This window comes from Draconibacterium orientale (genome assembly GCF_900111425.1).
Taxonomy (GTDB): Bacteria; Bacteroidota; Bacteroidia; order Bacteroidales; family Prolixibacteraceae; genus Draconibacterium; species Draconibacterium orientale.
In genome coordinates, this window is sequence record NZ_FOHT01000037.1 from 12828 (window position 1) to 34897 (window position 22070).

The following is a 22070-nucleotide window of genomic DNA, read 5'->3' on the forward strand; positions in this document are numbered from 1 at the left end:
TCAGAAATTCATTAACAAATTGTTCAAAGAAAATTAAAGGATGAAGCAACCTTTTTGTGCTCTTTTTTGTCTAATTTTATAGAGCCATATAACAATTTAACAAGTTCATTAAAATGAAAACAGTATTAATCACCCATTTCGCTGTTCTATTATTAATTATTCCGGGCATGAGTTGGGCCCAAATCGTAACCATTACAGGCTATGTTAATAATGGAACCAACGGAAAAGCCATGGAAAACGTAAGTATTTTTGAAAAGAATTCAGGAATAGGAACAATTACCAATCAGAATGGATTTTATAAGCTAATTCTCGATAAGGGCGCTATTGATTTGTCCATTTCAAACGGCGGTTTTAAACCGGTTTTGCACCATGTTGATGCTGTATCGGATACTACCCTGGTGGTAAGTCTTCAGCCGCTGTTGAGCAGTAAAAACCGACAGAAAAAGAACGATCAGGTTCATGCAGAGCTAAAACCGGAGAAAAAGAACGATCGAAAAGGCTTTAAACTATTTTAACAATTCAAAAGGCCGGCGGTTAATCTCATTTTCGTTCCACAATTTCTTTAATAATTTTTCCCTGGCATTTGTCGGGTATCGGCACTGATATTAATTCGGCCAGTGTTGGCACCAGATCAACGGCGTTGTGCGTTGTGCTTATGGTTTGTGCCTTAATTCCTTTTCCCCAAATTACTATCGGAATTCGCGACTGGTCGGTGTAATTGGCGCGTTTGAATTTATACCCGGGTTGCCAGCCTTCTTTTAAGGTGTAGATAAAATCGCCCGAACGGTTTTTGTGGTAGGTATTGTACAGCGGCTCGAACAGCCCGTTTGCCGAGCTTCCCTGTTCCAGCTGAAAAGCCGGCATCGACACCTGAACGCCGGTAAACTGGTTGATGAAGTTTGATGAAACTTCTCGTAACTCATTCAAGCTTACATTATCGTTTTTATTAATAATATCGTGATCAAGGTACAGCTGAAGATCAGAATAATGTTCAATCCATTTCTCTTCGCCATAGGTGATATTCAGATAAGAAGTTAACAGAGCAATAGCACTTTCAACATTAAAATAATCAACCGTAAGGTGAAATTCCTCTTTCAGGTACTCAACCGGGTACGAAGCTGATGTGTTGGCCGTAAGAAAAAACAGCACATTATCTTTCCCGAATTTTTGTTCGGCGGCATCAATCAATTCGCCAATGTACTGGTCGAGATAAAGGTAAGTATCTTCCATTTCGAGCGAAGCCGGCCCAAATGAGCCGTTTTCATAATCCATGCTCGAAAATACAGCCGTAACAAAATCGGTAATGTTATCGGTACCAATTTCTTCGTTTTCCAACAAACGCAGGGTAAAATCCTTAATCATCATATTGGCCGATGGTGTAGTTTTAAAGGGTCGGAAATCGCTGGTGCGGTTAATGTATTTGTTTATGGAGTGCGGGAAAGTATTAAACTCGCCAAAATAGCCACGCTCCAACAGGTAGTCGTCGCGCAGGCTTTCGGTGTATTCGGTTTCAGGGAGTAGTGTTGTCCAGGTGCGGTGGCTATAAATATCGGCGTAATTTTCGCTGTTGAACAAACGCACCCAATCGGGGAAAGTGCTTACGTAAAACGAACTTGATATCATTCGTCCCGATTCAGAGTCGAACCAGTAAGCGCCATCGGCAGCATGGCCGGCAGCAAAAATTGCCGACTCGCGGTTTAAAGCTGCACTAAATATTTTGGCTTTTCCTCCGCTTAATATTTTCAAATTATCGGTAAGTGTTGTCGAAAGCAGGTTTTGCGGCGATGCAGCACCGGCTTTGGTATCGGCACCAACCGTAAAATAATAGTCGTCTTCGGTGCTGTCAATTTCCTTTTTCTTCAGTCGGTCGTACCAATTATTCGAAACAATTCCGTGAATAGAAGGATGAACACCGGTAAACAGTGTTGCTGTTCCGCTGGCGTAGTTTTGTTCGTGCAGCGTAAGTTTCACATTCTGGCAAACGGCTCCCTGCGTGTAGATTTTCTTAAATCCGTTGGGCTGAAACTTTTCCCAATAGCGCTGAATGTAATCGGGCCGCATGTTTTCAACAACAATACCAATTACCACTTTGGGTTTATCGCTATTTAGCGCTTTATTGTTTTGTGCCTGTGCCTGGCCACCCAGAAATAAGAGAATAAAACTTATAACTACAACTACTCCTGACTTCATATTTTAAACTGATTTAAGCAGCCAAAAGTAAACAATTTGAATGCTTTCAACAAAGGAATTTTGTAAAGCGGATAAAAAAATGGTTGTCTCAAAAACTTGTTTGTCAGAAGTTTGAGTTTGTGATTAAAACTAATTCTGAAAAAAAAACACGCAAACGAGTAGGGTAGGTCGGGTCTCGTGCGGATTAGAGTTAGAAGTAATCATTAAAATATAATGTCATGAAAAATAGTATTGGATTTTTAGTTGTTGCCTTGGCAATGTTAATGTTCTCGTGTAATACAAATACTGATGAAAGTATTGATATTCCAGAGATGAGTGACGAATTGACCTTAAAATCGGCCGAAATTGCAGTGGCCGAAGTACAGGCCGAAGCTGCTGTTACCGAATGTAATTACGAAGTGGAATTTTTTGCCAATGCCGAACCGATTCTTACACGTTGGTGGCAAATGGGTAAATTTTTTGGATGGAACAGTAACCTGCGCTATTTCGAAAATCAGTGTCCGGATGTTACCATCGAGCAGAGCGATGATTCCGGTTATCCGCTTACAATTACGCTGAATTATGGCGATAGCACGGTGCTAAACAATGGCAAAGTGTTGAGCGGCGAAATTGTTATGGTAATTTCGGCACCACGAAACAGCCAGGATTATTCGCGGTTGGTAAGCTTCAATGATTTTTCGGTCGATTCGATGCTGATATCCGGTACTTCAGAAGTTGTAGTTGACAAACTGGATAGCACATTCCGTAAATTAGAGTCGGAGATGACCTTTATTTATCCCGACGGAACAATCGTAACAAGAAGTGCCGAACGTGTTTGGCAATGGCTGGCCGGCCTTGATACACCCGAAATTCAGAGTGATGATGTTGTGATTATTACCGGCGAAGTTACCGGCACAATTGTGTGGCCCGATGGAACCGAAGAAACCTACAGTAAAACAATTACCGCTCCGTTAAAACGTCTGGCAATGTGCAGGTACATGGTTGAAGGCGAGGTTGAAGTTCGTGTTGGTGGAAGTACAGTTTCCATACTGGATTATGGTTATAACGAGAGTGGCGAAGATTGCGACCATTATGCACTGCTGACGACCGATGCCGGAGACGAAGTAATCGACCTTTCAGAAAAACATTATAACGGACTGGCAAAACAGAAAATGCAGCAAAATCAGCATCAGTATTCGGGTGAAAACGGAAATCAAAATAATAACCAGAATCAAAATCAGAATGGAAACAATAACCATAACGGCAACGGATAGTGAGTAGTGGAGAGATAGTACCGGGAGGTGTTTTTTGGGTCTCCCGGTATTTCTCAATCCCGCAAATAACTGTAACTTTAACATGCTAACCAATGTTGCTGCGTTTTGACAAAAGAGGAATTCAAAAAGCTTTTTAATGAACATTTTAGCCAGGTTCGTAACTATATGTTCTATCGTTCGGGAGATACCGAACTGGCTACCGATATTGCGCAGGAAACATTTCTGAAGATTTGGGAGAAACAAAATAAAATTGACGAGGCCAGGGTGAAAGGGCTGCTTTTTAAAATTGCCAACAACCTGTTTGTGTCGCACTACCGAAAAGAAAAACGTTCTTTTGAATTTTTTAAGCATTATGAGCCGGATGGAAAATCGCGCTCACCGGAGGAAGACCTGGTTTTCGAGCAGCTGAAGCAAGATTACAGTTACGCGCTGCAAAGAATGCCCGAAAAACAACGAACCGTTTTCCTGATGAGCCGCGTTGATCAACTGACCTACAACGAAATTGCCGAAATGGTTGGAGTAAGTGTTAAGGCGGTTGAAAAGCGTATGAGGCTCGCGCTTACGTTTTTACGAACTAGTTTAAAAACAAATGAATGATAAAAATATACATAGCGATCCGTTAAACGATTTCGAAAAAGATCTTTTCGGAAAGGGAAAGATAAACTGGGAGAAATCGGAGGCTGATGTTTGGAATGAGCTGCAAGGGAAAATGGATAAAAACCCGGCAAAAGAGGTTCATATCCGAAACAATTGGGTTCAGTGGGCAGCGGCGGCGGTAGTTCTGTTAATTTTAGGATTCGGAGCAGTTATTTCGTCGTGGCAGAAAACCATAGAATGTAGGCCCGGCGAACACCTGGTAGCCGCGTTACCCGACGGATCGAGCGTTGATTTGAACGCAGCATCAAAATTGGTTTATAATCCCCTGAAATGGAAATGGGAACGTAAACTTAAATTTGTAGGGGAAGGCTTTTTTAATGTTGAAAAAGGATCAACGTTCACTGTTGAGTCCAATAACGGAACTACGCAGGTGCTCGGAACTTCGTTTAATATTTATGCCCGCGAAGAAAATTACCGCGTAACCTGCCTCACCGGTAAAGTGCAGGTAACATCGCCCGGTAACGAGAAAGTAATTCTTCTGCCCCAAAATCATGTTGAGCTGGAAGCGGGGAAACTGGTGGTTACCAAACTATTTGAATCAGAAAAGGCAATAAGCTGGAAGCAAAATTATTTCTACTTCGCCGGGCGTCCGTTAAAAGAGGTGATTGATGAAATTGAGCGCCAATATGCCGTAACGATAAAACTCGATCCGGAATTAAATAATCGTAACTTTGGAAGTAATTTTTCGAAACAACACAGCGTTGAGGATGTGTTGGATTTTGTTTGCAAACCAATGAATCTGAAGTTTGAAAAACAAGCGAATAATATTTACATAGTGACAGCCGAAAGTTAATGAACCGATTCACTGTTGTGGTTTTGGTAATGCTGTTAACCGCAATGCAGGTGGCGGCACAAAACCAGAAAGAAATAGAAATCAACACACGTAAAACCCCGTTAAATCAGGTTTTAATCGATTTAAAGGAAAAGTATGGCTTGCAGTTTGCCTACGATAGCGATTTACTCTCCGGTTTTTTAGTCAGTGCCAACCACAAATCTTTCAATAGCGATGAAGAAGCACTGCGTTTTCTTATTAAAGATTTTCCGCTCGAAATTGAACGCTCGGGCGATGTGTTGCTGATTATTCCCAAACGGAAAAACAAACCGGAGTTAACTCAAATATCGGGGCAGGTGCTGGAAGCCAACACTTTTGAGCCTTTGCCTTATTCATACATTCTTATTAACCGCCGGCCGGTACAATCCGATATTCAGGGATATTTCAATTTTATTGCTTCGGCCGATACTTCTTACAATCTTCAAATTTCGCACCTGGGCTATTTTGTTTTCGATACGGTTGTTACGCAAAGTCTCAGTCGTAATTTTTTGCTTTATCCGCAAATCGAACGCATTCAGGAGGTGCAGATTTACAGTAATCCCATCGAAAAATCAACACTTATTGGCAACACCGCCGGCCGAATGAAAATTAACCACCAAATTGCACCTATCCTTCCCGGCTATGGCGATAATTCGGTGTTTAACCTTTTGCGATTAATGCCCGGAGTAATGGCTTCAGGCGAACAATCCAACGATCTGCTTATTTGGGGCGCATACGAGAGCCACAGTAAAATTCTGTTTGATGGATTTACCGTTTTCGGATTAAAAAATTTCAACGATAACATTGCCGTTGTCAATCCTTTGGTGGTAAAAAATATTGAAGTAATGAAAGGCGGTTACGAAGCCCGCTATGGCGATCGTGTTGGAGGAATTGTTGATATTCAGGGCAAAGACGGAACCTTATTAAAACCAACGCTTACATTCAGTATCAATTCAATTACGGTAAATACAATGGTGCAGCTGCCGCTTTCAAAAAAATCGTCGTTACTGGCTGCCTACCGCCAAACCTATCATCAGTTGTACAGCCCAACACGAATAAGTATTGTTGCCCGAGAAGAAAATTCAACGTCGGGTGCGGGTGCCGGAGTAGGAACTCCCCACGGAAAAGGTCCTTCTACGAATCGTATTTCCGACGTAAAACCCGATTTTGTTTTTCGCGATGCCAACCTGAAATATACGTTTAAGGGCGATGACGGAAGCCGGTTCTCACTTAGTTTATATGGTGGCGGCGACGATTTTAGCTACGATATGGATGCCCAATTGGCAAGAGTTTTATGGACACGAGAGGAGCAGGAACAGAATAAACAGTTGGGTGGATCGGCACAGTTGAATTATCCCTGGAATAACGGAGATGCTACAAACCTGACTGTTGCCTATTCGGCATTTGGGCGTGAGTTGTACCAAAAGGCGCAAACCGAAAATAACCAAAACGGAAACATTACGACGTTAAATGATTTGGACGCGGAAAATACGGTGGACGAACTAAGTTTTAATGCCGAACATACCTTGAATTTTCGCCGGGGACATCGTTTACTGATTGGTACCGGCGCAATTAATAACAAGGTTGAATTAGCGCGTTTTTCCGATGGCAAACAACAGATTAACATTAATAACCAATCGCCGCGCATTTATTCGTATTTGCAGGATGAATATCCGTTTGGTGAGTTGCTGGAATTAAAAACCGGGGTGCGGGCTATTTATAACACCAAGCCTGGTAAATGGTATGTAGAGCCACGTGTTTCGGCATCGTTTTCTGTTTTTGATGATCTGAAAATAAATGCTTCGTGGGGGCTGTATAATCAGTTTATATCGAAAACAACGGTGCTCGACAGTACCAATAATTACACCGAGTTTTGGACAAACTCCGATGAGGAGCAAGTTCCGGTTTTAAGTGCCGAACATTTTGTGGCCGGATTATCCTATCAGCGAAACGGATTTACAGCCAGTGCTGAAGCTTTTTATAAAACTACCGATGGATTGAGCCGTTACGTAAATGGAAATTTGCTTGTTAGTGAGGGTTTTTACGAAGGAAAGGCACGAAGCAAAGGCCTCGATATTTTTCTGAAAAAAGAATACAAACGTAACATGGCCTGGATTTCGTACACCTTAAGTAATGCGGAAGAGCAGTTCCCGTATTTCCGGATAAATACCTGGCAGCCGGCACCACATCAGCAAAAACACGAGCTAAAATTTGCGGGGGTTTACAATTATAAATCGTTTTATCTGTCGGCAAATTATGTTTATGGTTCCGGTTTCGAGCGCTATGATCTGGAAGTTGATAACGACCTGAATTTCGATAAAGCCTACAGCAGGCTGGATGCGGCTTTGGTTTATAAATTCAGGCCGGGAAAAGTAAAAGCCGAAGCCGGAATTTCAGTCCTGAATATATTTAATACCGGGAACATTAAATACTCGAATATAAGAATTAGCACCATCGACGAGCTTAGTCTTATTGGTGTTTATTCCGATGCGATTTCGTTTACACCGGCCGTGTTTCTGAATATTGAGTTGTAAATGCAGCTAAAGTCTAGTCAGTATAATCGATAATCGAAACAGTTACATCGTAAACATGGTCAGCCAGTCTTTCCAGCCCCGAGAAAATATCTTTGTATAAGGTACCTATTTGGTACGAGTATTTTTCATTTTCTATTTTGGCAACGTGGTCTTTCCGTAGTTTATCTCTGAACCGGTTAATTTGTTTTTCAATAGCCTCGGCCTCTGTTATATCAACTTCGGTATTGTCTTTATTCAGGTTTTCGATCATAATGTTCATCGACTTATCGACCATTTTAATCATTTCCGACACTTTTTCTTTCATTTTCGGAGTCAGCGTTTCCTTCTTATCGCTGATTCGTAGCAAAGCCCGGCCAATGTTAAGGCATGAATCGCCAATACTTTCAATTTCGTCAACAATACGAAGCATCGAGCTGATACTTTTCGACGATTGTTTGCTCAATACACCTTCCGAAACTTTGGTGAGATAACTGGCAATGGAAACTTCCATTTGGTCGCTTTTATCTTCTCCAATTTCCATTTTATTGAACTGTTTTACCAGTTTTCGCTCGTTTTCCTCTTCGAGCATGTTATTAACTCTGGAAAATAGTTTTTTTGTTTGCTGGGCATAAACTATAATTTCCTTTTTGGCCTGAAGTAACGATAATTCGCTGGTGTTCAGCATTCCGAATTTGATGTACCTGAGTTTGAACTCTTCTTCATCTTCTTTCTCCGGTACTAATTTCTGTACCATATTTACCAGGAAGCGAACAAACCATATCTGAAACAGTACATTCAAAATATTAAACGAAGTATGGAAAAACGACAAGGCAATTGGAACGGCCCCGGCGTTGTTAAATGCCGAACTTCCGGTTATTGATTGTGTAATGGTATCTATTCCGCGCAGGAAAAACGGGAATATGGAAAGCACCCATATTACACCTACTACATTGAACAGAAAGTGTATTCGTGCAGCGCGTTTTGCCGATGAGTTGGCCACCGTAGCGGCTATATTAGCGGTTATTGTTGTGCCAATATTTTCGCCAAGCACCATGGCCGCCGCGTGGTCGAATTGTATCCAGCCATTATTACACATTACCAGCGTTAGCGCCATTGTTGCACTCGACGATTGAATAACAACGGTAAGCAGGGTGCCTATAAGTAAAAAGATCAGGCTCGACCCCAATCCCATTCCGGTAAAGTTTTTCAGAAATTCCAGAATTTCAGGGTTATCGCCGATATTAGGTACACTCGCTTTTAAACTTTCCAAACCAATAAAAAGTAAGGCAAAACCAACCAGCACTTCGCCCCACGATTTGTTTCGGGTCTTTTTGGAAAACACCAAGGGGAAACCGATACCAATGATTGGGAAGGCCAGGATGCTCATTTTTACTTTGAAGCCAAGAATGGAGATGATCCAGGCGGTAACGGTTGTGCCAATGTTTGCTCCCATAATTACACCGGCCGATTCGGTAAGTGTAAGAAGCCCTGCATTCACAAAACTAACAATCATTACCGTAGTTGCACTCGACGATTGAATAATGGCGGTGATTGATAGCCCGGTTATTACGCCCATGAACCGATTGGAAGTCATGGCGGCCAAAAAGTTGCGAAGTTTGCCGCCTGCCACTTTTTGCAGCGCTTCGCTCATCAGTTTCATCCCATAAAGGAAAAGTCCCAGTGCCCCGATTAAGGTCAGAAAATCAAGTAAAGAATAGTCCATTCTTGGTGAATTTAAAACGGCGAAAGTAGGGATAATCGAAAAAATATGGGAGAAATTTCTGACTTGATTTACTTGTTGCGATTGTTACACCTGTTATGTGGCTTAAAAACAGGCATTTAAAATTTTGTAAATTATTCAGTTGGTTCTACATAAATTAAGGAGATAAGAAATTGCTGCAATTTCGGGAGCAGGGAAATTGCAGGCACACTATTAAAATGCTATTTGATTGCGCTGAAAGCGCTGATTCCAGGAAATTCAATTTGTGCGAAAATTTGTACAATCTGCCTGAAACGTTTTTATCCGATTTTTACCGATGTCATTGCTAATGATCCTCCAACCGGTTCATCATTAAAAATACTTATATCATCTTTTTTGTCTTGTAATGCCAGTGCATAAAGCAAAGGCAAATAGTGCTCGGGTGTTGGTATTGATAACTGGAAAGCCTTGCCCAGTTTTGAATAATTGATTAATTCCTGGTGATTGCCACTCAGTATCAATTCTTTCATTTTTTCGTTGGCTTCGTTGGCCCAGTCGAAACCAAAATTCTCGTTCAGTTTGCCCCAATGTACCATCCGTAAATTGTGCACATTATTGCCACTGCCCACAATCAAAATCCCTTTATCACGCAGTTTTTTCAGCTCTTGTGCAAGTGTATAATGTTGCTGTGGCGTTTTTCTGTAACCCAAACTCAGCTGAATTACCGGAACATCGGCATCGGGGTACATGTGCCTGATTACCGACCAGGCACCATGATCGAGGCCCCATTTATCGTCGAGATGAACCGGGGTTTGTTGTACCATGTTTTTTACTTCCTGCGCCAACAGTGGCATTCCCGGTGCAGGGTATTGTACATTATAAAGTTCCTGAGGGAAACCGCCAAAATCGTGAATGGTACCTGGTTGTTCCATTGCGGTAACGCGTGTTCCCTGCGTTTCCCAGTGTGCCGACACAACAATGATTGCTTTTGGCTTTTCAATTTCGGAAGAAACCTTTCTGAAACTCCGCACAAATTCGTTTTCGGTGATGGCATTCATCGGGCTTCCGTGGCCAAGAAACAACACCGGCATTTTTGGAGTATTCTCCAACGATTCTGTTATTTTATTTAATGCATTAAGTTTCATTCCTGCAACTGTTAGCGGCACTGCTGCCATTACTGTTTTTAAAAATTGTTTTCGTTTCATGTAAAAACGGATTTTCTTTTTTAACCAACCGTTTTCCGGCTTTTCCATTTTATCTATACAACCAATTTAGTGGCATATTGTTGTAAAGGCATGAACACGTATATTGCCATTTTGCGCGGGATAAATGTTAGCGGAAAAAATAAAATAAAGATGGATGCACTGAAATCCTCTTTTACGAATTTGGGATTTGAAAAAGTACAAACCTATATTCAAAGCGGGAATGTTGTTTTTCGTTACCAGCTAACAAGTTCCGGTAATTTGGAAGAATTGATCAACAGTCAAATACAGAAAGACTTTGGATTTGATGTGCCGGTGTTGGTTTTAGATGAAGTAGAATTGGCGAACATCATTAAAAGCAATCCATTTGCTGGCGATGAAAACAAAGAGGCCAAATTTCTGCATGTTACTTTTTTAAAAGAGACTCCGGCAAAAGAGAATAACGAAAAAATCAATTCCTCTGTAAAAGCCGGAGAGGAATTTGTGGTTTTCGGGGGTGCGGTTTATTTATACTGTCCGCACGGCTATGGAAAAACCAAACTCAACAATAACTTTTTCGAAAGCCAGTTGAAAGTGAGTGCAACCACACGCAATTGGAAAACCACGTTAACGTTGTTGGAAATGGCAAAAGAAACAGAAGTTTAATCTTTATCACATTCGCACCGAATGTCATTCTTCGATTTGCGCCCACTAAATTTTTTTTTGTGCATCGCCGAGTTTTGCCAGTTCTCGAAAATACGCAAGGAAAAAGCTTCGCTGCTTTCAATAAAACATTGTTCGCCAAGCGCATGAACTTGCTTCCTTAAAAGCCATCGGCGGTTGTATAAATAACGCATCAGCTTTTTGCGTGAATCCTTATCCGAAATTTGAATGTTTTTGCTTTTTATGGCCTCGTGAAACAAATTTAAGTCGTGCAGTTTGCCGAGCGAACTTCCCAGAAAACTCAAATCGCTGATATAGGTTCGAATGGAATTTTGCCAGGCTTTATTGAGTAACATTAAATGATATGTCAGGTATTTTACCTGTTTGCGCCAGTAGTGGTAAATCTCGTCGTCATTCAAAAATTCGGTGGTTTCAAATGCTCCCCGTGCACGTTTGTAAACATGTTGCAGGCTTTTAAGAATAAAAAATTCGGGATCGCCTGTAAAGCTCAAATTATGTATCATTTGCTGCAGGCCCAGTATCATCTGCTTAATATCTTCGGCATGCCCCGATTGTTTAAAAAGGTCGAACGCTGTTTTCCTGTTTCTGCGGTGTTGAGAAATAATTTTATCGAGCGCTTTTGTAACCGCAGGATTTCGTAGTTTTAGTTTTATTTCCCGGAGGAGCTCAATTTGCGAAGTATCGTCGCGCAAAGGGGCAACTTCCATCGCCAGGTCGCGGTAATAAGCGTTCATTTCATTGTAGCTGTTTTCTCCAATTTCGTGGCGAAGTAAACGCAACAAGCCCCGTATTTTTTTTAGATTGGTTCGAACCTCGTGAATGTAGTAGTGCGGTCGTTTAGTGATGGTTATAAATTTTGCAGAATCGGAATGTAGTTTGTCGAGCACACGAAAAATGCCCTCCTCAAAATATTCACGTTCTTTTATCTCCAGACTAAATTCTACGCTCATTATTTTCGCTTTGTAACATTTACACTACCACACCATACTGCTTACAGATAAACGATTTCAGCCTAAAAAAGTTAACCAGGGTGAACTATGCCGTTTTTCGGTAACGCCAAATAGCCAGGCTTAAGAATGTAATGCCCAGAATCGATAAGGAAACAAGTTCCTGTAAAAGATCGGCAACACCGGAACCTTTTAAAATTACCATCCTCATTACGCGCATAAAATAGTAGATCGGATTGAGACGGTTGATGGATTGTGCCCAATCGGGCATACTTTCAACGGGTGTGAAAATTCCTCCCATCAGTACAAAAATCATCATAAAGAAAAAACTGACGAACATGACCTGTTGCTGCGTGTCGGCCACTGTAGAAATAAACAGTCCGAGGCCAAGCACCCCGATGAGGTAAATGCCGGCCATAAAAAACAGGGTGAACAAACTTCCAACAATGGGGAGGTCGAAAACCTGCCAGGCGATGGTTAGCCCAAATGCCAGATCGAACAGGCCAATTATCCAGAAAGGAACAAGTTTGCCAATAATAAACTGGTATTTTTTTAGAGGCGTAACATTCAGTTGCTCGATGGTGCCGATTTCTTTTTCGCGCACCAGGTTCATCCCCGACATAAACATCCCGATGATGGTGACCAGAATCGCCAGAATTCCGGGCGCCATAAACCATTTGTAATCCAGCTCGGGATTGTACCAGTAATTCTCGGTTATTTCAACTTTTACCGGTGGCGTAAATTCCGGGATTCCTTTCCATTCGGCAATAATGTTTTTGTTAAAATCGGCGATGATATTGGCCGAATATGCATAAATCAGTTGCGCCGAGTTGCTCTCAATTGCATTTATTAAAAGTTGTACTTTCGATTCGTCGTTTCGAATAAGGTTGCGTTCAAAATCAACCGGGAAAACAAGAATGGCATTTGCTTCGTCATTTAGCAGCTTTTCTTCTGCCAGCTTCTCCGATTGCTCTAAATGATGTACATGAAAAAACGGAATTCCATCAAATTGGGCGATCAGGTGGCGCGAATTTTCCGACATATCGTGATCAACCACAACTAAATCGATACGTTTCATGTCGTAGGTTGCCGCAAATACTAAAATCAGCATTTGCATGATCGGCACAACAAAGATCATTGGAAGAATGGTCTTATTCCGAAATATTTGCCGGAATTCTTTTTGCAGGATGTAGAGTATTGTCTTCATAATGAGCTACTAGCCTCTAGCTACCAGCTATTAGCTTTGTTTTAAGTTCTTTTGAAGTCCGGCGATCATTCGTTGTTCTTCATCCAGACTATTTATAATTTCTGAAAAATCTTTATCTGAAATAAAATTCAATCTTTTTGCAATTGTTAGTTGTGTTTCTAACTCAAAAGATGAACCCAGTGCGATATCCAAAAATCGATTAAAATCCTTATCGGAGCCTCTCCCGGATCCTTCTGCAATATTTGAAGGAACAGAGATCGCAGAACGTTTGATCTGGCTCGTCAAACCATACATTTCCTCTTTTGGAAATGTGTTGGTGTTTTTGTAGATATCAACAACAAGTTCAATACCTTTCTGCCATACTTTTAACTTCTTAAAGTTCTTCATCTTAATTTGTTTTTATAGGTTAATATTTACGTGATCTAATACTCATTTTTCTTTACTAGTGGCTAGAAGCTAATGGCTAGTAGCTATTCAAGTCTAATCTTAAACTTCCTCACGCTAACAGCGATAAAAAACAGTGTCATGGCAATTAAAACTGCTGTCTCTTTCCAGATAAAAAAGATGCCGGTTCCTTTCAACATAATGGTTCTTACAATCGTGATAAAATAACGCGCGGGCATAATGTGACTGAAATATTGCAGCACCACAGGCATATTTTCGATGGGGAAAATAAAACCTGATAATAGGATGGTTGGCAGCATTAACCCGATCATTGAAATAAACATGGCTGTCATTTGGTTTTTTGCTGCCGTTGAGATCAGAATTCCCAGGCAAAGGGCCATCAGAATAAAAAGAATGGTTTCCAGCATCAATAAAATGAAGCTGCCATTTACCGGGACGCTAAATACAAAATGCCCGATAAGCACGATAATAAAGGCATTGGCAATCGACAGTAAAAGATAGGGGAGTACCTTGCCAACAATAATCTGAACAGGGCGAAGTGGCGAAACAAGCAAAATTTCCATGGTTCCCAACTCCTTCTCGCGGGTAATTGATATGGAGGTCATCATGGCCGAAATGAGCATTAAAATCAGTGCCATTACTCCTGGAACAAACATATAGGCACTTTTCATTTCTTCGTTAAAATACATGCGCACTTCCGGTGTAATTTGCATAGGCAGCTGCATTTCGGGGTACAATTTTCGGATGTAGTCGTTTACAATGGCAGTAGTGTATGAAATGGCCAGCTTAGCAATGTTCGGATCGGAAGCATCGGCAATCAACTGCATTTTGGCGGTTCCTTCTTTCCCGAGTGTTTGCCCAAAGTTGTTTTCAAAAACAATCACCTCGCGCACTTTCCCTTTTCTGAAAATGGCGTCGATACCATCAAGGTTATTCAGATTTTCATCTAATATAAAATAACCCGATGACAACAATTTATTGGTGATTTCCTTTGTGGTTTCATCCTTCGACTGGTCGTATATGGCAATGTGTACATCTTTTATTTCGCTTTTAATCACCGTTCCAAAAACCAGCAATTGCACCACCGGAATTCCAAAAAGTATCAGCATCGTTCGCGGATCGCGAAAAATGTGGAAGAATTCCTTTTTTATGAATGATTTTAGTTGTTTCATGTTAGTAGCCTCTAGCTACGAGCCACAAGCGTTTAGCTTATTTTGCTGTAGTGAATATTAATTTAGTTCGTTGTCGCATTATTTTTTTCATTTAATTCTCTTTAGTTTGCTTTTAACTACGAGACATTGGTTCTTTTCGAATCAAGCTAGGAGCTATTAACTAAAGGCTAGCAGCTTATCTTGCTATCTTCAAAAACACTTCGTCCATGTTGGTTGCTGTGTATTTTTCTTTCAGTTTTGCCGGCGTGTCGAGTGCTTCAATTTTCCCGGCATTCATTATCGAAACGCGGTCGCAATATTCGGCTTCATCCATGTAATGAGTAGTTACAAAAACAGTAATGCCGTTGTTAGCTGCTTCGTAGATGAGGTCCCAGAATTTACGTCGTGTAACCGGATCAACACCTCCGGTTGGCTCATCGAGGAAAACAATTTTCGGATCGTGAAAAATAGCCACCGAAAATGCCAGCTTTTGTTTCCATCCCAGTGGCAGATCGCCTATGAGTTTGTTCTTTACATTTTCCAGTTCCAATTTTTGTAACAGTTCCGATTCTTTTGTTTTGCGCTGTTTTCTTCCAATTCCATAAATTCCGGCATATAACTTAATGTTCTCCAAAATGGTAAGGTCTTCATACAACGAAAACTTCTGGCTCATATAACCGATGTTCTTTTTTATTTTTTCGGTTTCACGATAAATATCAAAACCGGCCACTTCTACCTCTCCCGATGTTGGTGACGAGAGGCCACAAAGAATACGGATTGCCGTTGTTTTTCCGGCTCCGTTGGCTCCCAGAAAACCAAAAATCTCACCCTTTTTCACTTCAAACGTCAGGTTGTCATTTGCCGTAAAGTGGCCGAACTTCTTCGTTAGGTTTCTTGCTGAAATGATTGTTTCTTTTTCCATGGTAGATCGTTTGCTGTTTCAGTATTCAGTCGCAGTATCCAGTCTCAGTTTGCAGTCATAGAACTGGAGCACTTCCAAATTTCTCAGGATGGTTCATCATATAGTTCAACAGTTTACCAATCTCTACACATTCGTTATTTAATCTCTCATGAATGTCATTGTTCAGGTATTTACAGGCGAATGCAAAATCAAGCCAGGTTGCAGTTTCACTGTTTTCACCATCGGAGTCGGTAAGCTTGCTTAAAAAGTGTTTTGGATATCGTCTTTTACGATACGCTTCCGCAACGTTAGTGCAGGTTGAACGCGAAGATCTTCGTACCTGATCTGTAAGCGAATATTTTTCTTCTTTAGGGAATGTTTTGGAAACTTCAAAAATATCCATTGCCAATCTGAAAGCTTTTTGATATACGATTAACTCTTTGAAATCCATGTTTTTTATTTTTGTTTTACTGTTTACTGCGACTGTTAACTGCGACTTCTCATTGTTCCATTAAACTCATAAATACATCTTCAATACCAGCCGGAATTTCTTCAGTGAGGATCTCTTCATGCCCCAGATTTTGCAGATAATGATCGAGTTCGTGGGGTTTTACTTCGTCATTCATTCCGGTAAAATGGGCAAACTGGCCGAACGCATATACTGCTTCCGCTCTATCGTAAGCCCGTAAATCGTTGATCAGTTTATACATATTTTTGGCACCTACCTGAATAATTTTTCGGGGGAATTTTTCGGTTACTCGTTTTGGCGAATTCACATCAAGTATCTGCCCGTTTTGCACCAGTGCCACTCTGTCGCAAAGATCGGCTTCGTCCATATAAGGTGTCGACACTACAATGGTAATTCCCTTTTGCTGAAGGGTTTTTAGCATCTCCCAAAACTCTTTTCGCGAAACAGCATCCACTCCGGTTGTTGGTTCGTCGAGTACCAATATTTTGGGTTTATGGATTAAGGCACACGAGAGCGCCAGTTTTTGTTTCATTCCGCCCGACAGTTTTCCGGCACGACGGTTTTTAAACGGTTCAATCTGATAATAAATATCACGAATCAAGTCGTAATTTTCCTGAACGGTGGTGCCAAAAACCGTTGCAAAGAAGTTCAGGTTTTCCTCCACACTAAGATCCTGGTACAACGAAAAACGTCCTGGCATGTAACCAACTATTTTGCGGATCTTCTTGTAATTTTCTACCACATCAAGGCCATCTAGTTTTACTTCACCTGAATCCGGTAAAAGCAAAGTCATCAGAATTCGGATCAGCGTTGTCTTTCCGGCTCCGTCAGGACCAATCAATCCAAAAAGTTCTCCTTCATTCACATGCAGGTTGATGCCCGAAAGTGCTTTGGTTTCTTTGTATGATTTTGTTATGTTATTTATTTCGATCATTCTTTATTCGTAGGCGCTAAGTGGTTGGAACCGCTAAGCGCATTTGACTGAATACTGCGACTGTTCACTGCCAGCGAACCTCCCCGGGCATTCCTATTTTTAAAGTTCCATTATTCTTAACGGTTACTTTTACAGCATAAACCAGTTTCACGCGTTCCTCTTTGGTTTGAATGATTTTTGGCGTAAACTCTGCTTCCGATGAAATCCAGGTAATTGTTCCGGTGAAATGTTGATTTTCGGTAGCATTCTGATCTACAATAACATCGATTTGCTGGCCGAGTTTCACATGTGGAAGTTGTGCCCCGCTTACATAAACTTTAAGTTCCAGTTCGCTGATATCGGCAATTTTAAAAAGTGCTTTTCCGGAGGTGGTTAATTCTCCTTGCTCGGCGTACGTTTCCAGAATGGTTCCTGAAACCGGCGATTTGATATAGCAACGGTTTAACTGATCGGCTATTGAAGCTTTTTGTGCTTCCAAAACTTCCTGTTCTTTGCTGATGAGCGTGAATTGCGTTTTTGTATTGGCAATTTGTTTATCGATTACACTGATCTGTCCCTGAATATCGTCGAGTTGTTTTTGTGTGGCAGCTCCGTCTTTCAGCATTTTCTGAATACGTTTCTCGTTGATCTTTAGGTTGGTCTTTTGCTCCTCGAAAACGGCAATCTGCGATTGAATGGACTGGCGTTTGGTTAACACTGCAGTTTGTTGCGCATCCAACTGCAACAGCTGTAAGTGCAGTTGAACAGTATCGATAAGGGCAGCAGAATAACCGGCTTCAATCTTGTCACCTTTGTCAACATTTAGTTCAAGAATCTTTCCCGGAGTTTCGGCTGAAACGATTACTGTTTCCGCCTCGAAATTGCCATAAGCATCTGCCGTATCGTTATCGGCTTGGCAGGCCAGTAAAAGGATTGGCAGAGAAATAATGTAAAGTATCTTTTTCATGATATCAATGTTTTTGCTGGTACCTTTTTAGTTCTGTGTTAATGTGCCCGCCAAAGTTTTTCCTTTTATGAGGACATATTTCTCGCGGGCTTCGTTCAACTGAATTTTGTGCAGTTCCTGCTTTAGTTTTGCTACGGTTTCTGCTTGTAATTCCTGAACATAGTCGGAAGTTGTAATGGTTTCATTTTCCAATTTTGAGGCAGCTGCTTTGGTAATCCCGGAACGCAGTTCTACCAGGTTTTCGTCGTTGGCAATTAATTGTTCAAGTTTCCCGATTTGTTCTTTTTGCTGAATGAGCAACAGGTTAAGGTTTTGTATAAAAGTGGCTTCCTGGCTTTGAAGCATTTCTTGTTGTAATTTCAGCACCTGTTGTTTTCGCGAAGTTTGTTTCCAATCGAAGGCATTCCACGACACGCTCACACCAAAAAGGTAGTAGCCTTTAAATTCGTCGAGTAACATGTTTAATCCCGGTTTTCCATAACCCATCTGTCCAAATCCGAAAAGTTTCGGGTTTCTTGTTTTCGAAAGCAGATCGCTTTGAACGGCCAGCTGCTCCCGCTGTACGGCCAGCAATTGTAATTCCGGGCGGAGCAATTCCGAATTGAATGAAAAGTTGCTCTGATAGCTAAATGCTTCCTTTTCTGTAAACTGCTTTCCGGTAAGCAATTCGAGCATTTGGCGCGAGGTGTTTTTTGCCGCATCCAGTTCTACAATATTTTGCTCGAGGTTGATGCGTTCAGCTTTTAATACCATGGCTGCCGAAGGTTCGGTTACTCCGTTCCGAATGGCTGATTCTACGCGGATCAACTGTTCGTCGATGGTTTTTACCTGTGCCAGAATTACTTCTTTTTGCTGACCGACAACCAAAGTTGTAAAAAAGGCCTGTGCAACTTGCTCGTTTAGCTTATAAAGTTCAACTTCAAGTTGACTGAGGTTGCTGTTCAAAATAGCTGTTTCAAGTGTTTTGTTGGCTTTGGTAAGTCCACCATCCCAAATGGTTTGTTGCAACTCGGCGTACGTGTTGTAACGGTTTTTCGATACGGTTGGAATAGATATTCCGGGCATTGATACCGGAACTTCGGTAACAGCTGATTGATAAGTCGCTTGCCCGTTTAACGTTACCTGAGGCAGGTAATTGGTTTCGTGGTTTTGTATGGAAAGCGAATTGATCTCTTTCCATAATTCCGACTGTTTCAGGTTGGGGTAGTTTTGCCGGGCCCACACATAACAACTGTCTAATTGAACGCTGTTTTGGGCAAGCGCCAACTGAACCGGAAATAGCAATAGAATCAGAATCTTTCTCATTTTATCAGGATTGAGTTAAGGACAAACTCCTTAACAGTTACTTTTCTTCTTTCAATAAACTCCATGTAACTTTTGGGGTCATCATCAAAAAACAACAAGGCCAGAAGTGGTTGTGAGGCAATAGGGAAAATGTTTAAACTGAGGATATTAATTAATAAGTCGCGCGGATCCATGGTTCGGATAGTTCCTTTCTCCATTTCAATTTTGAACATTTCAACAACTTTTTGCGGTTGTAGTCCACTGCTTTTAATCAATTCAGCCAGAAACTCCGGGTCCTGGTTTATTTCTTTAAGTACAAAGGTTGGCAGGAAGGGGTTTTTCATCAAAACATCAATGTAGTTCTCGATGAACGATTCCAGCTTTTCTTTAATCGGCTGATCCGATTCAACCATCCGCATAACATTCGGAATGATTTTGCAAAAAATACTCTCGAATGTTGCGTTAAACAACTGTCGTTTCGAACGGAAATAATAATGCAGCAACGCTTTGTTTATTCCGGCCTCGTCTGCAATTTCCTGCATCCGGGCTCCATCCATTCCTTTCCGAACAAAAACATTCTGTGCAGCACTTAAGATCTTTTCCTCGGTATTATCTTTTTTTATGTCTGTCATATCCTTAATTAACTATGTAGTTTAACCATTTGGTCAAAAGTAGGTGCTTAAATTTAATTATCCAAAGAAATAACCAAATAGTTTAACCAGGTGGTTAATTTTTGTTCTTTTTAATATTGTTTTACCTTTACCTGATAACTAAATCAATTAAAAGTTAAGTAATGGCAACAACTTACAAACGCTTTGGAATGGCCCTTTTGGCGGGCTTAATGCTGTTAGCGGCGTGCAACACAAAACCAAAAACACAACAACCGGTTGAAAAATCCGGCGAGGAGTGGATTCAACTGTTTAACGGAAAAGATTTAAACGACTGGCAGGTAAAATTTAAAGGCGAGGTGCTGGGCGTAAATTATAATAACACTTTCAGGGTAGAGGATGGTTTGCTTCGGGTGTCGTATGAGAATTGGGAAGAGTGGAATGGTAAATTCGGCCACTTGTTTTACAAGGATGAATTTTCGCACTACCGTTTGCGGGTTGAGTACCGGTTTATCGGCGAACAGGCAAAAAACGGCCCCGGCTGGGCATTCCGAAATAATGGATTGATGATTCACGGGCAAAGTGCCGAGTCGATGGAATTGGATCAGGATTTTCCAACATCGATTGAAGTGCAGTTGCTGGGAGGCGTTACCGGGCAAGGCGAACGCCCCACCATGAACCTTTGTACTCCCGGAACCAATGTGATAATGAACGGCGAGTTATGGGAGCAGCACTGCACCGATTCAAAATCGAAAACACAATATGACGACGAGTGGGTAAATGTTGAGGTAGAAGTGCACGGCGGAGAAGTGATTCGTCATTTTGTAAACGGAGAAGAAGTGCTGAGCTACGAAAAACCACAACTCGATCCGAATGATCAGTATTTCGAAAAATTATTGCCGGCCGATGGTAACGAAATTATCACCGGCGGAACGATATCCATTCAGGCTGAAAGTCATGGTACCGATTTCAGGAAAATAGAATTACTGATTTTGGATGAGTAATTTTACTTTGACAGAATCATTTAACTGTGCACAAAATCAATCTGTATTACCCTAATCCCTAAAGGGAACCAGATTGATTTTTTGGATTCACCCTCTAGGGGCGGGGGAAAAATCCAAAATATCATGTTGGGAAGTAATCTGTTAAAGAAGAGCTATTTCTGCTCCTTTTGGGCGGCCAGTTTTTGTTCCCTGCGGTTCGCATAATTCAGGCTAAGCAGCGATACGGCAATAATTACCATTCCTATAATTGAGGCTGGATCTGCTTTTTCGTTGCTTAGTAAAATCCAGCTGAGTGCTGCACCTGAAACGGGAATCAGGAATTTCCACACATTCAGCAGCGAAACTTTTACACCCGGACGTTTCAGCAACGAATACCAAATGGTAATGGCGGCTGCCGATAAAAAGCTTAGCCAGGCCAAGGCATACCAGTATTTTGGTGGAAATGGGCCCAGGTGAATTCCTTCAACCGGAATGGAAACAACGGATAACATTAAACCACCAATAATCAGCGAAGTAGAACTTAAAACTACCGGCGAAATTGTGCCTGAATGTTTGGCAACAAGTACATTCGAGTACCCCGAAACAATATTGTTGACCAGCAAAATGGCAATTCCAATATATTCCAGATAGCCAGTCATCGCAACTTTCGAGCGGCCGAGTGTAATAATTGAAATGCCAACCACGCCAATTAAAATGCTGAATGTTTTTAGCGGCGTCATTTTATCGTTGTTAAACGAAAAGTGCGCAACAATCGCTATAAAAAGTGGTTGCGATCCCACGATCATAGCCGACAGCGAACTGGGAAGTAAATTTATGCCGCTGTAAAACAGCGCGTATTGTGCAAAAATTTGAACAACAGAAAGCAGAAGGATAAATTTCACGTTATGTTTTAATTCTGAAAAATAACGTTTGGGTTTTCCGAAATACAAAAACATAAGCAGGCCGGAGATCGTAAAACGGATACCGGCAAACTGGAATGGACTATGGTATTCCAGGCCGATCTTTACTCCAACAAATGCTGTTGACCATAAAAAACAGGCAACTATAGCTAAAAAAGTTGTTGTGCGGAAAAGATTTCTCATGCGATAAATTGAAATGCAAAGGTGACCATTTTCTGATAAAACCGGATGTGATTGTCTGTATTATTTACTATAACTTCATAGTCCTTTTAAAAATGGAACATAACGTATAAAAATTCAGTTCTTCTTTATGAAAGCTTTATAAAA

General features: G+C 41.2%; 21 protein-coding genes. 7 read left to right on the forward strand and 14 right to left on the reverse strand.

The window, feature by feature from the left end; genetic code table 11:
- The first annotated feature begins 113 nt into the window (after positions 1-113).
- Positions 114-515, forward strand: coding sequence for a carboxypeptidase-like regulatory domain-containing protein (locus BMW53_RS17335; protein WP_038555379.1), 402 nt, complete (start codon positions 114-116; stop codon positions 513-515).
- A gap of 25 nt (positions 516-540) precedes the next feature.
- Here the strand turns inward: BMW53_RS17335 and BMW53_RS17340 are convergent, their stop codons facing one another.
- A complete protein-coding gene (locus tag BMW53_RS17340) occupies positions 541-2190 on the reverse strand; it encodes an alkaline phosphatase family protein (RefSeq protein WP_038555376.1) in 1650 nt (549 codons plus the stop codon).
- A 218-nt stretch (positions 2191-2408) separates the two neighbouring features.
- On the opposite strand from BMW53_RS17340, the gene BMW53_RS17345 reads away from it, so the two are divergent.
- The 4 genes from BMW53_RS17345 to BMW53_RS17360 all read left to right on the forward strand — a co-directional run bounded on the left by BMW53_RS17345 (position 2409) and on the right by BMW53_RS17360 (position 7445).
- Positions 2409-3443 carry a hypothetical protein gene (locus BMW53_RS17345; RefSeq protein WP_051567563.1) on the forward strand — a complete coding sequence of 345 codons (1035 nt, stop codon included), beginning with the start codon at positions 2409-2411 and terminating at the stop codon, positions 3441-3443.
- A gap of 105 nt (positions 3444-3548) precedes the next feature.
- Entirely contained in the window at positions 3549-4040 is a 492-nt protein-coding gene (locus BMW53_RS17350; RefSeq protein WP_038555373.1) for an RNA polymerase sigma factor, read from the forward strand.
- Positions 4033-4893 (forward strand): FecR family protein, encoded by an 861-nt coding sequence (locus tag BMW53_RS17355; protein ID WP_051567562.1) that lies wholly within the window; start codon positions 4033-4035, stop codon positions 4891-4893. The genes BMW53_RS17350 and BMW53_RS17355 overlap by 8 nt, the downstream gene beginning before the upstream one ends.
- Positions 4893-7445 (forward strand): TonB-dependent receptor, encoded by a 2553-nt coding sequence (locus tag BMW53_RS17360; protein ID WP_038555370.1) that lies wholly within the window; start codon positions 4893-4895, stop codon positions 7443-7445. Before BMW53_RS17355 ends, BMW53_RS17360 begins: the two co-directional genes overlap by 1 nt.
- Before the next feature lie 13 nt (positions 7446-7458).
- Here BMW53_RS17360 and BMW53_RS17365 read toward each other — a convergent pair whose 3' ends face one another.
- Positions 7459-9147 carry a Na/Pi cotransporter family protein gene (locus tag BMW53_RS17365; RefSeq protein ID WP_038555367.1) on the reverse strand — a complete coding sequence of 563 codons (1689 nt, stop codon included), beginning with the start codon at positions 9145-9147 and terminating at the stop codon, positions 7459-7461.
- Positions 9148-9443: 296 nt separating this feature from the next.
- Positions 9444-10328, reverse strand: a complete 885-nt coding sequence (ygiD, locus tag BMW53_RS17370) for a 4,5-DOPA-extradiol-dioxygenase (protein WP_174416366.1) — start codon at positions 10326-10328, stop codon at positions 9444-9446.
- A 90-nt stretch (positions 10329-10418) separates the two neighbouring features.
- Between ygiD and BMW53_RS17375 the strand changes: the two genes are divergently transcribed.
- On the forward strand, positions 10419-10970 hold the full coding sequence (locus tag BMW53_RS17375; RefSeq protein ID WP_038555364.1) for a DUF1697 domain-containing protein: 552 nt from the start codon (positions 10419-10421) through the stop codon (positions 10968-10970).
- Here BMW53_RS17375 and BMW53_RS17380 read toward each other — a convergent pair.
- From BMW53_RS17380 to BMW53_RS17425, 10 genes are all read right to left on the reverse strand, one after another.
- Positions 10967-11938 carry a CHAD domain-containing protein gene (locus tag BMW53_RS17380; protein ID WP_038555353.1) on the reverse strand — a complete coding sequence of 324 codons (972 nt, stop codon included), beginning with the start codon at positions 11936-11938 and terminating at the stop codon, positions 10967-10969. The genes BMW53_RS17375 and BMW53_RS17380 overlap by 4 nt on opposite strands.
- Positions 11939-12023: 85 nt before the next feature.
- Positions 12024-13142, reverse strand: a complete 1119-nt coding sequence (locus BMW53_RS17385; protein WP_038555349.1) for an ABC transporter permease — start codon at positions 13140-13142, stop codon at positions 12024-12026.
- A gap of 30 nt (positions 13143-13172) precedes the next feature.
- Positions 13173-13529, reverse strand: a complete 357-nt coding sequence (locus BMW53_RS17390; protein ID WP_038555346.1) for a four helix bundle protein — start codon at positions 13527-13529, stop codon at positions 13173-13175.
- A gap of 83 nt (positions 13530-13612) precedes the next feature.
- On the reverse strand, positions 13613-14719 hold the full coding sequence (locus BMW53_RS17395; protein WP_038555343.1) for an ABC transporter permease: 1107 nt from the start codon (positions 14717-14719) through the stop codon (positions 13613-13615).
- A gap of 175 nt (positions 14720-14894) precedes the next feature.
- Positions 14895-15620 (reverse strand): ABC transporter ATP-binding protein, encoded by a 726-nt coding sequence (locus BMW53_RS17400; RefSeq protein WP_074781050.1) that lies wholly within the window; start codon positions 15618-15620, stop codon positions 14895-14897.
- Positions 15621-15675: 55 nt separating this feature from the next.
- Positions 15676-16050 (reverse strand): four helix bundle protein, encoded by a 375-nt coding sequence (locus BMW53_RS17405; RefSeq protein ID WP_038555340.1) that lies wholly within the window; start codon positions 16048-16050, stop codon positions 15676-15678.
- A 49-nt stretch (positions 16051-16099) separates the two neighbouring features.
- Complete coding sequence (locus tag BMW53_RS17410; RefSeq protein ID WP_038555337.1) at positions 16100-17002, reverse strand: ABC transporter ATP-binding protein; 903 nt, start codon at positions 17000-17002, stop codon at positions 16100-16102.
- 64 nt (positions 17003-17066) lie between these two features.
- Positions 17067-17948, reverse strand: a complete 882-nt coding sequence (locus BMW53_RS17415) for an HlyD family secretion protein (RefSeq protein ID WP_038555334.1) — start codon at positions 17946-17948, stop codon at positions 17067-17069.
- Between the two features lie 27 nt (positions 17949-17975).
- Complete coding sequence (locus BMW53_RS17420) at positions 17976-19253, reverse strand: TolC family protein (RefSeq protein ID WP_038555331.1); 1278 nt, start codon at positions 19251-19253, stop codon at positions 17976-17978.
- Entirely contained in the window at positions 19250-19864 is a 615-nt protein-coding gene (locus tag BMW53_RS17425; protein ID WP_038555328.1) for a TetR/AcrR family transcriptional regulator, read from the reverse strand. The genes BMW53_RS17420 and BMW53_RS17425 overlap by 4 nt, the downstream gene beginning before the upstream one ends.
- Before the next feature lie 161 nt (positions 19865-20025).
- Between BMW53_RS17425 and BMW53_RS17430 the strand changes: the two genes are divergently transcribed.
- On the forward strand, positions 20026-20844 hold the full coding sequence (locus tag BMW53_RS17430; protein ID WP_217642980.1) for a 3-keto-disaccharide hydrolase: 819 nt from the start codon (positions 20026-20028) through the stop codon (positions 20842-20844).
- 152 nt (positions 20845-20996) lie between these two features.
- Here the strand turns inward: BMW53_RS17430 and BMW53_RS17435 are convergent, their stop codons facing one another.
- Positions 20997-21926, reverse strand: a complete 930-nt coding sequence (locus tag BMW53_RS17435) for a DMT family transporter (protein ID WP_051567561.1) — start codon at positions 21924-21926, stop codon at positions 20997-20999.
- Between the last annotated feature and the right edge of the window lie 144 nt (positions 21927-22070).

Bases quoted from the DNA above. Each gene is read 5' to 3' on its own strand.
- BMW53_RS17380 (WP_038555353.1), bottom strand. From the start codon at position 11,938: ATGAGCGTAGAATTTAGTCTGGAGATAAAAGAACGTGAATATTTTGAG.
- BMW53_RS17410 (WP_038555337.1), bottom strand. From the start codon at position 17,002: ATGATCGAAATAAATAACATAACAAAATCATACAAAGAAACCAAAGCA.
- BMW53_RS17385 (WP_038555349.1), bottom strand. From the start codon at position 13,142: ATGAAGACAATACTCTACATCCTGCAAAAAGAATTCCGGCAAATATTT.
- BMW53_RS17390 (WP_038555346.1), bottom strand. From the start codon at position 13,529: ATGAAGAACTTTAAGAAGTTAAAAGTATGGCAGAAAGGTATTGAACTT.
- BMW53_RS17435 (WP_051567561.1), bottom strand. From the start codon at position 21,926: ATGAGAAATCTTTTCCGCACAACAACTTTTTTAGCTATAGTTGCCTGT.
- BMW53_RS17425 (WP_038555328.1), bottom strand. From the start codon at position 19,864: ATGACAGACATAAAAAAAGATAATACCGAGGAAAAGATCTTAAGTGCT.
- BMW53_RS17335 (WP_038555379.1), top strand. From the start codon at position 114: ATGAAAACAGTATTAATCACCCATTTCGCTGTTCTATTATTAATTATT.
- BMW53_RS17365 (WP_038555367.1), bottom strand. From the start codon at position 9,147: ATGGACTATTCTTTACTTGATTTTCTGACCTTAATCGGGGCACTGGGA.
- BMW53_RS17355 (WP_051567562.1), top strand. From the start codon at position 4,033: ATGAATGATAAAAATATACATAGCGATCCGTTAAACGATTTCGAAAAA.
- ygiD (WP_174416366.1), bottom strand. From the start codon at position 10,328: ATGAAACGAAAACAATTTTTAAAAACAGTAATGGCAGCAGTGCCGCTA.
- BMW53_RS17430 (WP_217642980.1), top strand. From the start codon at position 20,026: ATGGCAACAACTTACAAACGCTTTGGAATGGCCCTTTTGGCGGGCTTA.
- BMW53_RS17345 (WP_051567563.1), top strand. From the start codon at position 2,409: ATGAAAAATAGTATTGGATTTTTAGTTGTTGCCTTGGCAATGTTAATG.
- BMW53_RS17415 (WP_038555334.1), bottom strand. From the start codon at position 17,948: ATGAAAAAGATACTTTACATTATTTCTCTGCCAATCCTTTTACTGGCC.
- BMW53_RS17360 (WP_038555370.1), top strand. From the start codon at position 4,893: ATGAACCGATTCACTGTTGTGGTTTTGGTAATGCTGTTAACCGCAATG.
- BMW53_RS17340 (WP_038555376.1), bottom strand. From the start codon at position 2,190: ATGAAGTCAGGAGTAGTTGTAGTTATAAGTTTTATTCTCTTATTTCTG.
- BMW53_RS17420 (WP_038555331.1), bottom strand. From the start codon at position 19,253: ATGAGAAAGATTCTGATTCTATTGCTATTTCCGGTTCAGTTGGCGCTT.
- BMW53_RS17405 (WP_038555340.1), bottom strand. From the start codon at position 16,050: ATGGATTTCAAAGAGTTAATCGTATATCAAAAAGCTTTCAGATTGGCA.
- BMW53_RS17395 (WP_038555343.1), bottom strand. From the start codon at position 14,719: ATGAAACAACTAAAATCATTCATAAAAAAGGAATTCTTCCACATTTTT.
- BMW53_RS17375 (WP_038555364.1), top strand. From the start codon at position 10,419: ATGAACACGTATATTGCCATTTTGCGCGGGATAAATGTTAGCGGAAAA.
- BMW53_RS17400 (WP_074781050.1), bottom strand. From the start codon at position 15,620: ATGGAAAAAGAAACAATCATTTCAGCAAGAAACCTAACGAAGAAGTTC.